General features: G+C 58.2%; 10 protein-coding genes and 1 pseudogene. 8 read left to right on the forward strand and 3 right to left on the reverse strand.

The window, feature by feature from the left end:
- Window positions 1-880 (forward strand): annotated as a pseudogene (locus tag AB5Y97_RS09335) (IS1634-like element ISAs25 family transposase); the annotation flags it as partial.
- Between the two features lie 264 nt (window positions 881-1,144).
- Here the strand turns inward: AB5Y97_RS09335 and tkt are convergent.
- Entirely contained in the window at window positions 1,145-3,136 is a 1,992-nt protein-coding gene (tkt, locus tag AB5Y97_RS09340) for a transketolase (protein WP_005338517.1), read from the reverse strand.
- A gap of 349 nt (window positions 3,137-3,485) precedes the next feature.
- On the opposite strand from tkt, the gene metK reads away from it, so the two are divergent.
- From metK to ruvX, 7 genes are all read left to right on the forward strand, one after another.
- Window positions 3,486-4,637, forward strand: a complete 1,152-nt coding sequence (gene metK, locus AB5Y97_RS09345; RefSeq protein ID WP_005338519.1) for a methionine adenosyltransferase — start codon at window positions 3,486-3,488, stop codon at window positions 4,635-4,637.
- Between the two features lie 68 nt (window positions 4,638-4,705).
- On the forward strand, window positions 4,706-5,233 hold the full coding sequence (locus tag AB5Y97_RS09350) for a SprT family zinc-dependent metalloprotease (protein WP_058057891.1): 528 nt from the start codon (window positions 4,706-4,708) through the stop codon (window positions 5,231-5,233).
- A 73-nt stretch (window positions 5,234-5,306) separates the two neighbouring features.
- Window positions 5,307-6,011 carry an endonuclease gene (locus AB5Y97_RS09355; RefSeq protein WP_021229195.1) on the forward strand — a complete coding sequence of 235 codons (705 nt, stop codon included), beginning with the start codon at window positions 5,307-5,309 and terminating at the stop codon, window positions 6,009-6,011.
- Window positions 6,012-6,130: 119 nt separating this feature from the next.
- Window positions 6,131-6,862, forward strand: coding sequence for a 16S rRNA (uracil(1498)-N(3))-methyltransferase (rsmE, locus tag AB5Y97_RS09360; protein ID WP_041208100.1), 732 nt, complete (start codon window positions 6,131-6,133; stop codon window positions 6,860-6,862).
- A 93-nt stretch (window positions 6,863-6,955) separates the two neighbouring features.
- Complete coding sequence (gene gshB / locus AB5Y97_RS09365; RefSeq protein WP_103251480.1) at window positions 6,956-7,906, forward strand: glutathione synthase; 951 nt, start codon at window positions 6,956-6,958, stop codon at window positions 7,904-7,906.
- Between the two features lie 201 nt (window positions 7,907-8,107).
- Window positions 8,108-8,662 carry a YqgE/AlgH family protein gene (locus AB5Y97_RS09370; RefSeq protein ID WP_005349793.1) on the forward strand — a complete coding sequence of 185 codons (555 nt, stop codon included), beginning with the start codon at window positions 8,108-8,110 and terminating at the stop codon, window positions 8,660-8,662.
- 43 nt (window positions 8,663-8,705) lie between these two features.
- Window positions 8,706-9,128 carry a Holliday junction resolvase RuvX gene (gene ruvX, locus AB5Y97_RS09375; protein ID WP_103251479.1) on the forward strand — a complete coding sequence of 141 codons (423 nt, stop codon included), beginning with the start codon at window positions 8,706-8,708 and terminating at the stop codon, window positions 9,126-9,128.
- A gap of 60 nt (window positions 9,129-9,188) precedes the next feature.
- On the opposite strand, the gene dtpB is transcribed toward ruvX, so the two are convergent.
- Together dtpB and yidZ are read right to left on the reverse strand one after the other, a co-directional pair.
- Complete coding sequence (gene dtpB, locus AB5Y97_RS09380; RefSeq protein WP_103251478.1) at window positions 9,189-10,694, reverse strand: dipeptide/tripeptide permease DtpB; 1,506 nt, start codon at window positions 10,692-10,694, stop codon at window positions 9,189-9,191.
- Window positions 10,695-11,404: 710 nt separating this feature from the next.
- The gene (gene yidZ, locus AB5Y97_RS09385) at window positions 11,405-12,367 is read right to left on the reverse strand and encodes an HTH-type transcriptional regulator YidZ (protein WP_103251477.1); all 963 of its coding nucleotides are present in this window, start codon (window positions 12,365-12,367) and stop codon (window positions 11,405-11,407) included.

The following is a 12,367-nucleotide window of genomic DNA, read 5'->3' on the forward strand; positions in this document are numbered from 1 at the left end:
CACTCTCAATGAGGCAAAGCAGGCCGTGGCAACCATAGGTGCACAACCGCTGACCGCTCTGGGCAATGGCTATCATGGCCGTTGGCAACACGCGAATTATGCCGGGGTCGCGCAACGTTGGTTGCTGGTGCGCAGCGAACAAGCCAGCCACCGCGAGCAGCAGACATTGGCCAAAAACCTGCTCAAAGACAGTACCCGCGAGCTCAAAGCCTTCGCCAAATTGTGTGCCCGACGCTTTGCTTGTGAGGCGGATGCCCAAGCTGAGTTGAGCTGTTTTACCGCCAGCTTGATGCTGCTGCAACTGGATGCCGAAGTGGTAGGTGAACCCGTTTATACAGGACGTGGCAGACCCAAGCGTGGCGAAGAGCCAATTGGCCATCAGTTTCAAATCACTGGGTTGGCGGCAACTAGCCTGGCTTGCGTTGAAGAGGCCCGCAACCAGACCGGGGTGTTCATCCTGGCGACCAATGACCACAGCGATACGCTGACCATGGCCGAACTTTTGGCCACCTATAAAGCGCAGCAGAATGTCGAACGGGGCTTTCGTTTTCTCAAGAGCCCGGAGTTTTTAACCTCCTCACTGTACCTGAAAAAGCCGGAGCGGATTGAAGCGTTGCTCATGGTGATGACCTGTAGCCTGATGATTTACGCAGCGTTGGAGCACCGGATCCGGCAGGGATTAGTGGAGCAGAATCGCAGTGTGGCGGATATGAAAAAGAAACCGACCCAGCAGCCGACGGCCCGTTGGATCTTTTTGCGCTTTGGTGGCATCCATGAATATCGACTGGGAGAAGCTCCGCCACAAGTAACGGAGCTAACAGGAGACCAGCAGATCATTTTGGAGGTATTGGGTGAGCGCTATCGGCAAATTTATTCCTAAATCAGGTGCGGAATGTCGGTTCTTATAATTAGTACTTAATAGTTTTTTTGTTATCAACCGAAAACGGTCCATATTGATCCTTTTATGCATCGTCGTGAATTATTTTTCTATATCTGAACTTACATAATCAAGGATAAAAGCTTTTTATATAACAAATCAACACTAATAAAAATCTCTAATGTGAATAAAAAACGCCCCCCATCTTGCGATGGAGGGCGTTTTATCGTTCCGGCTATTGAGCCATCGTGGCCCAATAGTCAGCTATTACAGGGACTCTGCGGTCGCAACCACGTTTTCCACGGTAAAGCCGAATTCCTTGAACAGCAGCTCGGCCGGGGCGGACTCACCGAAGGTGGTCATACCGATGATCTTGCCGCCGAAACCGACGTACTTGTACCAGTAGTCGGCGATGCCGGCTTCGATGGCCACACGCTTGGTGACGGAGGACGGCAGGACGGACTCTTTGTACTCGGCAGACTGGGCGTCGAACACGTCGGTAGACGGCAGAGAGACCACGCGCACGGCACGGCCCTTGGCAGTCAGCTGCTCATAGGCGGCAACGGCCAGTTCCACTTCGGAACCGGTGGCGATCAGGATCAGCTCCGGAGTACCGGCGCAATCCTTCAGCACGTAGCCACCCTTGGCGGTGTCGGCCAGCTGCTGGGCAGTACGGTCCATCTGGGCCAGGTTCTGACGAGAGAAGATCAGAGAGGTCGGGCCGTCGGTACGCTCGATGGCGTGTTTCCAGGCGATGGCAGATTCAACCTGGTCACACGGACGCCAGGTGCTCATGTTCGGAGTCAGACGCAGGGAGGCGATCTGCTCAACCGGCTGGTGAGTCGGGCCATCTTCACCCAGACCGATGGAGTCGTGGGTGTAAACGAAGATGGCGCGCTGCTTCATCAGGGCGGCCATGCGCAGGGCGTTACGGGCGTACTCCATAAACATCAGGAAGGTAGCGCCGTAGGGGATGAAACCACCGTGCAGGGCGATACCGTTCATGATGGCGGACATGCCGAACTCGCGTACACCGTAGTGGATGTAGTTGCCGGAGGCATCGTCGTTGGTCAGAGACTTGGAGCCGGACCACATGGTCAGGTTGGAAGGCGCCAGGTCGGCAGAGCCGCCCATGAACTCCGGCAGCAGCTTGCCGAACGCTTCCAGAGAGTTCTGGGACGCTTTACGGGTCGCAATCTTGGCCGGGTTGGCTTGCAGGGTTTCGATGATCTTGGCGGATTCAGCAGCCCAGTTGGCCGGTAGTTCGCCAGCGGTGCGGCGCTTGAATTCGGCAGCTAGAGTCGGGTGAGCGGCTTCATAGGCGGCGAACTTGGCAGCCCAGTCGGCTTCCAGTGCAGCGCCCTTCTCCTGAGCGTTCCACTCGGCAGCGATATCGGCCGGGATAACGAACGGCGCGTGATCCCACTTCAGGAAGGCACGAGCAGCGGCGATCTCGTCGTTGCCCAGCGGTGAGCCGTGGCAGTCGTGAGAACCGGATTTGTTCGGAGAACCGTAACCGATGATGGTGCGGCAGCAGATCAGAGTCGGCTTGCCGGTCTCGGCCTTGGCGGCTTCGATGGCGGCATTGATGGCTTCCGGGCTGTGACCGTCAACAGCCGGGATAACGTGCCAGCCGTAAGCTTCGAAACGCTTGACGGTGTCGTCGGTGAACCAGCCTTCTACGTGACCGTCGATGGAGATACCGTTGTCATCCCAGAACGCGATCAGTTTGCCCAGTTGCAGGGTACCTGCCAGAGAGCACGCTTCGTGGGAGATACCTTCCATCAGGCAGCCGTCGCCCATAAAGGCGTAGGTGTAGTGGTCAACGATGTCGTGACCCGGCTGGTTGAACTGCTCAGCCATGGCTTTTTCGGCGATCGCCATACCAACGGCATTGGTGATGCCCTGACCCAGCGGGCCAGTGGTGGTTTCAACGCCCGGTGCATAGCCGTACTCCGGGTGACCCGGGGTGCGAGAGTGCAGTTGGCGGAAGTTTTTCAGATCGTCGATGGAGAGGTCATAACCGGAGAGGTGCAGCAGGGAGTACAGCAGCATGGAGCCGTGGCCGTTGGAGAGAATGAAACGGTCGCGGTCGGCCCACTTGGGGTTGTTCGGGTTATGTCTGAGGTGGCTACGCCACAGCACTTCGGCGATATCCGCCATTCCCATGGGGGCGCCCGGGTGACCGGAGTTGGCTTTTTGAACGGCATCCATACTCAATGCACGAATGGCATTGGCAAGCTCTTTACGAGAAGGCATCTGAATCTCCTGCGATTGCTTCATTTGATGGCCAAGATTAAGGCGCGTTATTGTCCCAGCAGGGCGCGCGGCGTGCAAATATTATCTGGATGAATAAAGTGGCTTTGGGAGGACAATCGCTTTTCTTGCCCTTTATTGACCAAAGCAACCAGAGAAAAACGTTTGATTTCCATCCCTTTCGGGATAGGAGAGCACCGCTTGTAACCCATTGGACACTGCGCGACAAAATAGTGCTGGCAATCACGGGGGGCGCTAATTAAAATAGACGTCCAGATGTAGATACCTCTACACCATCCCATTCATCCGGTTATTGCCGTGGCGATAACCCAGACAAGCTGAGACTCTTATCATGGCAAAGCTGTTTACTTCCGAGTCGGTCTCCGAAGGCCATCCCGACAAGATTGCGGACCAGATCTCCGATGCGGTACTGGACGCCATCCTCAAGCAAGATACCAAGGCCCGTGTCGCCTGCGAGACCCTGGTCAAGACCGGTATGGTCATGGTGGCCGGCGAAGTAACCACCTCTGCCTGGGTTGATATCGAAGAGATCGTGCGTGATACCGTACGTGAAATCGGCTACACCCACTCCGACATGGGCTTCGACGCCGACTCCTGCGCCGTGCTGAACGCCATCGGCAAGCAGTCCCCGGACATCAACCAGGGTGTTGACCGCAGCGATCCGCTGGAGCAGGGCGCTGGCGACCAGGGCCTGATGTTCGGCTACGCCACCAACGAAACCGACGTGCTGATGCCGGCCCCCATCACCTACTCTCACCTGCTGGTGAAGCGTCAGGCCGAAGTGCGCAAGAACGGCACCCTGCCGTGGCTGCGTCCGGATGCCAAGAGCCAGCTGACCTTTGCCTACGACGACGCAGGCAAGATCATCGGTGTTGATGCAGTTGTTCTGTCTACCCAGCACGCCGAATCCATCAGCCACAAAGATCTGGTTGAAGCGGTACGCGAAGAGATCATCAAGCCGGTGCTGCCGGCCGAGTGGGTCAACAAGGACACCAAATACTTCATCAACCCGACCGGCCGTTTCGTTATCGGCGGCCCGATGGGTGACTGCGGTCTGACCGGTCGCAAGATCATCGTCGACACCTACGGCGGCATGGCCCGTCACGGTGGTGGCGCCTTCTCCGGCAAGGATCCGTCCAAGGTTGACCGCTCCGCAGCCTACGCCGCCCGCTACGTTGCCAAAAACATCGTTGCCGCCGGTCTGGCCGATCGCTGTGAAATCCAGATCTCCTACGCCATCGGCGTGGCCGAGCCGACCTCCATCAGCGTCGAGACCTTCGGCACTGCCAAGGTCGCCGAAGAGCTGCTGGTCAAGCTGGTACGCGAGCACTTCGAACTGCGCCCGTATGGCCTGATCGAAATGCTGGATCTGAAGCGCCCAATCTATCAGGCCACCGCTGCCTACGGTCACTTCGGTCGCGACGAGTTCCCGTGGGAGCAGACCGACAAGGCCGAACTGCTGCGTTCTGCCGCTGGCCTGTAAGGCTCGCTGTTGTGATAAAAGGGGAGCCTGGCTCCCCTTTTGCTTATCCGCCATTTGACGAGATGTTGATGTCTGCCACTCCTGCCCAGCTTGTCGCCCTGCTGCAACAACGTGTAGAAGCCTGCTTTGTGCAGGCCGAGGCGCGCCTTGGCCGCACCTTCCCACGCCCGCGGATCTACTGCAATATGCGGGGCCGGGCGGCGGGATCGGCGCGGCTGCAAACCTGGGAGCTGCGCTTCAATCCCGCCCTCTATCAGGCCAACCAGCAGGCGTTTCTGGATGAGGTTGTGCCCCACGAGGTGGCCCATCTGCTGGTACACGCCCTGTGGGGAGAAGGACGTGGCAAAAGCCGGGTCTTGCCCCACGGCCGCCAGTGGCAATCGGTAATGCGGGAGGTGTTCGGCCTTGAGCCCAGAACCACCCACAGCTTCGATCTGGCGGTACTGGCCCAGCGCACCGTGCCCTATCGCTGTCACTGCCAGCAGCATCAGCTCTCTATTCGCCGCCACAACAAGGTGGTGCGTGGCGAGGCCCGCTATCACTGTCGTCGCTGCAAGCAGCCGCTGGAGCGGGAACGGCCGGAGCCAGAGCAGTAAGCCAGCTTGTGTCGCGCCCCTGTGGTAGGGTGCCCGCCATCGTTCGTCAATCACCCCGTTTGCAAGGAATCCCATGCGTTTCATCTCCTCCCTCGCCCTGACCCTGCTGGCCGGTTTACCGCTGCTCAGCGCCCCCCTGCACGCCCAGACCTTTCGCGAAGCCAAGCAGGATCTGGTGAAGCTCTATCGCAGCCAGCCTGCGGTCACCACCTTCTACTGCGGCTGCGACATCGACTATCAGGGCAAGAAAATGAGCCCGGATCTCGCCAGTTGCGGCTATGAGCCGCGCAAGCAGGCCAAACGCGCCGCCCGCATCGAGTGGGAGCACGTGGTGCCCGCCTGGGAGTTTGGCCACCAGCTGCAGTGCTGGCAGGATGGCGGTCGCAAGAATTGCGAAAAAGCGAGCCCCGAGTTCAACAAGATGGAGGGGGACATGCACAACCTCTTCCCCGCCATTGGCGAGGTGAACGGCGATCGGGCCAACTACCGCTTCTCCGACTGGAACGGCAAGCCGGATCAGTACGGCCAGTGCCAGATGCTGGTGGATTTCAAGGATCGTCGGGTGCAGCCGCCCAAGGGGCCGGTACGGGGCCAGATTGCCCGCGCCTACCTCTACATGAGCCAGCAGTATGGGCTGCGTCTGGCAGCGCAACAGCGTAAACTGTTTGAAGCCTGGGACAGGCAGTACCCGGCAGAAGGCTGGGAGTGCGAGCGTAACCGCCGCATCGGCAAGCTGCAGGGCAATACCAATCCCTTTATTGAAAAGCAGTGCCAATAACCCCATTTGACCTAGGAGGGGGATCGCCCCTCCTATCATGAAACTCTTTCCTTCTGCCGCGTGAGCCTTGCTCGCCGCAGGATATGAAGGGTTTCCAAGCAAGAGACTGACTAGCAGACATGCGCATTCCACGTATCTATGAACCGGCCACCCTGCAAGTTGGCCAGACCATCGCCCTGTCGGAAGACGGCGCCAACCATATCGGCCGGGTACTGCGCATGCAGCCGGGCCAGCAGCTCGAGCTGTTCAACGGCGATGGCAATCAATATCCCGCCACCATCGCCAGCGTCGGCAAGAAGTCGGTGGAAGTGACCATCGAGCGCTGCGATGCCCAATCGGTGGAGTCACCGTTGGCCATCCATCTGGGTCAGGTGATCAGCCGTGGCGACAAGATGGATTTCACCATCCAGAAATCGGTGGAGCTGGGCGTCACCTGCATTACCCCGCTCTTCTCCGAACGCTGCGGCGTCAAGCTGCCGGCAGATCGACTGGAGAAGAAGCGCGAGCAGTGGCAGAAGGTGGTGATCAGCGCCTGCGAACAGTGCGGCCGCAACGTGGTGCCCGAAGTGCGTATGCCGATGGAGCTGGACGCCTGGCTGGCGGAAGAGACCAAGGAGCTCAAGCTCAACCTGCACCCGCGCGCCGAGTACAGCATCAATACCCTGCCCGTTCCCGAGCACGGCGTGCGCCTGCTGATTGGCCCGGAAGGGGGATTGTCGAGCGACGAGATCGCCCGTACCGTGCAGGAAGATTTCAAAGAGATGCTGCTGGGGCCGCGGGTGCTGCGCACCGAAACTGCCGCCCTGACTGCGATAACTGCGCTGCAGTGCCGCTTTGGCGATCTCGCTTGATAAAATAGGCTGCATCGACGCAGCCTCAAGCGGACGATTACGCTGCGCTAATCGACCCTACAACCCTATCGAGCCATTAAAAAGGAACAGCGGATGACCATTAAACTCGGCATCGTGATGGACCCCATCTCGGCCATCAACATCAAGAAAGATTCCAGCTTTGCCATGCTCGAAGAGGCGCAAAAGCGCGGCTATGAGCTCTTCTATCTGGAGATGAAGGATCTCTACATGGAAGCAGGTCGTGCCTTTGGTACCATGCGCCCGCTCACCGTCAAATATGACTACGCCGACTGGTACACGCTGGGCGAGGTGGTGGATCAGCCCCTCTCCAACCTCGATGTGATCCTGATGCGCAAGGATCCGCCGTTCGACACCGAATTTATCTATGCCACCTACATGCTGGAGCGAGCCGAGGATGAGGGTTGCCTTATCGTCAACAAGCCGCAGAGTCTGCGTGACGCCAACGAGAAGCTCTACACCGCCTGGTTTGCCGAGCACACCCCGACCACGCTGGTGACCCGCCGCGCCGACAAGCTGCGCGCCTTCCACGCGAAGCACAAAGACGTCATCCTCAAGCCGCTGGACGGCATGGGCGGCGCCTCCATCTTCCGCATGAAGGAAGATGACGCCAACGTCGGCGTGATTATCGAAACCCTGACCGCCCACGGCAGCCAATATTGCATGGCGCAGACCTATCTGCCCGCCATCAAGGATGGCGACAAGCGGGTGCTGGTGGTGGACGGTGAACCGGTACCCTACTGCCTGGCACGCATTCCGGCGCAGGGGGAGACCCGTGGCAATCTGGCGGCCGGTGGCCGTGGCGAGGCGCGACCTTTGAGCGACGCCGACTGGGCCATCGCCCGCGCGGTGGGCCCGACGTTAAAAGAGAAAGGGCTAATCTTCGTCGGCCTCGACATCATCGGCGATCGCCTGACCGAGATTAACGTCACCAGCCCGACCTGCATTCGCGAAATTGAAGCGGCCTTCGACGTGCACATCACCGGCATGTTGATGGATGCCATCGAGCGTCGGCTGGGCAAATAATCGCCAGGCAGGCTAACCGGCCTGTTCAGGGGTAACCCGTCCCCGACAAGCCCCAAAACAGAGAGGGTGGCCCGGCGCCACCCTTTCTGTTTCAAGACAATCCGGAAAGGGGCAGGATCTCGCCCAGCCCAAAAAGCGGTTTTTCCCATGGGGATCAACTGCCATAATTGACCTCAAATACCTTTGCACTATTTGGCCTCTATGCAAACACTGCAAAATCACTTCCTGCTTGCCATGCCAAGCCTGACGGATCCCTACTTCGAGCGCTCGCTGGTCTATCTGTGCGAGCACAACGAAGAGGGCGCCATGGGACTGGTCGTCAACATTCCAGTCGAGATGTCGCTGGAAACCATGCTGACCCAGCTCCAGCTCAACCCGCCAAACAACCCGGAGCTCAAGCAGCCGGTGCTGCAAGGGGGGCCGGTTCACGCCGATCGCGGCTTCGTGCTGCACAGTTTCCGACCCGGCTTCAACTCCACCCTGCAGGTGGGGGATGAGATGATGGTGACCACCTCCAAGGATATTCTGGAAACTCTGGGTACGAGCGAAGCCCCTGCCCATTGGCTGGTGGCCCTTGGCTATGCCGGCTGGAGCGCCGGGCAGCTGGAGCAGGAGCTGGTGGATGGCGCCTGGCTGGTGATCCCCCCCAATCCGGCTCTGGTGTTCAAGACCCCCATTCACAAACGTTGGCAGCAAGCTGCCGCCAGCATAGGGGTGAACCCGGTTCACCTCTCCAGCGATATCGGCCACAGCTGATCGGCTGGCCCGCTCCGCTCTCTATTTCGAGGATTTATCAGTTATGTCATCACGCAGCATCATGGGCTTTGACTATGGCACCAAGAGCATTGGCGTCGCCATCGGTCAGGAGCTGACTGGCACAGCCCAGCCTCTGCGCGCCCTCAAGGCCAACGACGGCATCCCCAACTGGGACGAAATCGAGAAGCTGCTCAAGGAGTGGCAACCGGACCTGCTGGTGGTCGGTCTGCCGCTGAACATGGATGGCACCGATCAGGAGATCACGGTACGGGCCCGCAAATTCGGCAACCGGCTGCATGGCCGTTTCGGCAAACCGGTGGAGTTCAAGGATGAGCGACTCACCACCACAGATGCCCGCGCCCGGCTGTTTGAGCGAGGCGGCTATCGCGCGCTGGAAAAAGGCAGTGTGGACGGGGTATCGGCGCAGCTGATCGTCGAAGCCTGGATGGAAGAGCAGTACATCTAAATCATCAACAGCAAGGCAAGGGTCGCCGCCCTTGCCTTGTCTCGCACTATCCTCCCCTCATTACGCCTGTGATTGACCCGCGACCAGCCCCTCGGCCTCTGTCGGCGTCGCATTCATCATCCGGTTGAGCCAGGGCACCATCAGCCCCATCACTACCGCAATCAGCAGGGTCGCCATCCCGATCTTGCCAAATACGCCGGTGTAGATCGGCAAGGTTTGCAGCGGATCCGTCATCCCTTGCGGCACGGCGGTAAAGGTCGCCACATAGCCACCCAGCAGGGACGCCATCGCTTGAGTCAGGAACCACATTCCGAGAATGAAGCCCATCAGGCGTTGTGGCACCAGCGCGGCGACCATCGCCAGTCCCAGGGCACTGATCATCAGCTCGCCCAGACTCTGGAACAGGTAGATAAGCACCATAAACCAGGGGGAGGTCAGCCCCTGCTCATCGGCAAACCACCAGCCGGATGCCGCCGCCGTCAGAAAGCCCAGCGAACAGAAGAACATCCCGAGGGTGAACTTGAGCGGCATGGTGAGATCCCGCCCCTTGCTGCCCATCCGGGTATAGATCATCGCGAGTACCGGGCTACCCACCACCACCCAGAAGGGGTTGAGCGCCTGGAAGCTGATTGGGTTGACGCTCATGCCCAGCATTTCGTGGTGCATGTTGTTGATGGCAAAGAAGTTCAGAGACGTCGGCATCTGGGCATACAGCACGTAGAAGAGCACTGCCTCCAGCATCAGCACGAAGGCCACATACATCTTGTTGCGGCCCACGCTGTCGAGCCTAAATGCCTCGCGGAAGAAGAAGATCACCACGGCGATGGTCACCGTCATCAACACCATGTTGGCGATCACCACGTGGTGCATCAGCCAGGCGCAGAAGAAGACCATGGCTACCGAGCCCAATATAACCAGCAGCAGCTTGCTGTAATTAAGTGGCAGGTGATCCGGCTCGGAGCCAATATCCTTGACCATATTGCGGCAGGCAAAGAAGGTGAGCAGCGCAATAATCAGCCCCACCCCGCACAGGTTATAGGTCACGGTATAGCCGTAGTGATCAGCAATCACCGGCGCGAGCGAGAGGGAAATAAGGGAGCCGATATTAATCGACATATAAAACAGGGTAAACGCCCCATCCAGCCGCGGATCTTTTGGCTGGTAGCATTTTGACAGCAGGCTGGCCGGATTGGCCTTGAACAGGCAGTTACCGACTGCAATGGTGCCCAGCGCATAGAAAATCAGGTCGGGATTGTAGATCGACAGACCGGTCATAAAGTAGCCTATCACCAGCACTACGGCCCCCAGCACCATGGTGCGCTTGGTGCCGAGAACATGGTCACCGACATAGCCACCGACCGAAATCAGGCCATATACCAGCGCCGAGAAGGCACCGAAGGTAATAAAGGATTGCTCTTGGGAAAATCCCAGTTGTTGCACAAAGAAGACCGCCAATATCCCCTGCACGCCGTAATAACCGAAGCGCTCCCAGAGTTCGACGAAAAATATCATAAAGAAGGGTTTGGGTTGTTGTAACAACCCGGTCGGTGCTGTTGCTGGACGCATAGTAACCTGCCTTTGCTGAGATTTATTTTTATTAATCTGATGGTGGCTGCCGCACTATTTTTTGCCCGCCATTGCTATAACGGAGAGCACAGTCAGCCTGCCAATCTGGCTATTTTCGGGTGCAAGCGCCCCGTTCGATGAAAGGTGTTTTTCATCTAGCCGGTTTCAATTACGGGTTATCGGGGGATGGTGAGTGGCGTCTCCCAGTACAGTTACCGGCTCCGGGTTCTACCTTTGCTGCATCCCTTTACTCAAGCCGGTTTATCAACCTTGATACTTATTCCCCTCTGCTCCGTCACTCATGGCTGGTGGCCAGATAGCCGGGGCATGACACGGCCACAGACGACCTGTGGGGCTGGCTCACTCCGCGCTCTACTGGCTATCACACTGCAGAGGCGCTATCTAACCCCGCCATTCCAAGGGGTGTCATGCTATATCACTGCAAATACAGGAACTTAATGGTCGATCACACTTTAAAATCGACCATTAGTGAAGTTTTCTAATGAAACCACATGAATTTTTTTCGTGAAAAGAGCTTCACTCGAGACGTGCAACTAAGGGCAATCTGTGCATAAAGAGAGTTGAATGGCACACAGCTTGAACCCGAACTCGGCACTTCAGTCGTGCAAAGCCCACTCATCAGGGCGATGCGACAACAAAAAGCCGGAGCAGATGGCTCCGGCTGATAAATGGGCACCGTCTCTGCAACATTAACCTGGCGACTCATCGTTGTAGAGTCGCCGAATTTCGTTGCGCAGCCACATCACCTTGGCATCCTGATTGTGCCGCTTGTGCCATAGCAGGATAAAGGCGATCTCCAGCTGGGCATAGAGCTTCTCCGGTAGCGGCAGCGGCATGGCGATCAGATTGCCGTGATGCCGACTGGCATAACCACCGCAGTAGGAGGGTGCCACCGCAATCAGCTCATGGCTCGACTGGGAGGCGATATGCAGCGCCTGCTCAAAGCTGGAAACCATGATGGGTACCTCCCGCTTCAGTCCCTCATCCTCCAGCAGACTGTCGAGAGCCCAGGTATCGTTCGCTTCCCACACCATGCTGATCTGGGGGCAGGCCAGAAAATTCTCCAGCGACCACTTCTGCTCAAGCAGGGGATGATCCTTGCGCAGGAAAACCACTGGGCGATCGCTGAACAGCACCTCGTGATCGATGTAGTAGGGCAACCGATTGACCTTGGCCCGAGAACGGCCATGGGTTTCGCGGGCGCAGAAGCCGAGATCCGCATCGCCATTGACGATGTCGTTGAGGGAGTGGTGATCCCACCCCAGCATCCTGACCACCGATTTCGGGTACTTCTCATAGATGGTCATGGGCAGATCGCTCAGGAAGCTGATGTAGAAGGGGGACTCCATCACCAGCGTGAAGCGGGCACCGTCGGGGATCGCCTCGCGATTAAGCGAGGTGATGCTGTCAGTGAGCTGGAACCAGACCTTCAGCTCCTCCTCCAGGGTCAGGGAGAGGTTGGTGGGCTGCAACCCCTGCCGTACCCGTACAAACAGGGGATCGTCAAACCACTCCCGCAATTTGGCCAAAGACTTGCTCACCGCCGACGGAGTGACACAGAGCTTTTTCGCCGCCCCTGCCACACTGCGCTCCTGCATCAGGTACTTGAATACCACCAGCAGGTTCAAATCGAGTTCACCCAGATTGCGCAT

The organism is Aeromonas sp. R10-2, assembly GCF_040908445.1.
Classification (GTDB): Bacteria; Pseudomonadota; Gammaproteobacteria; order Enterobacterales; family Aeromonadaceae; genus Aeromonas; species Aeromonas veronii.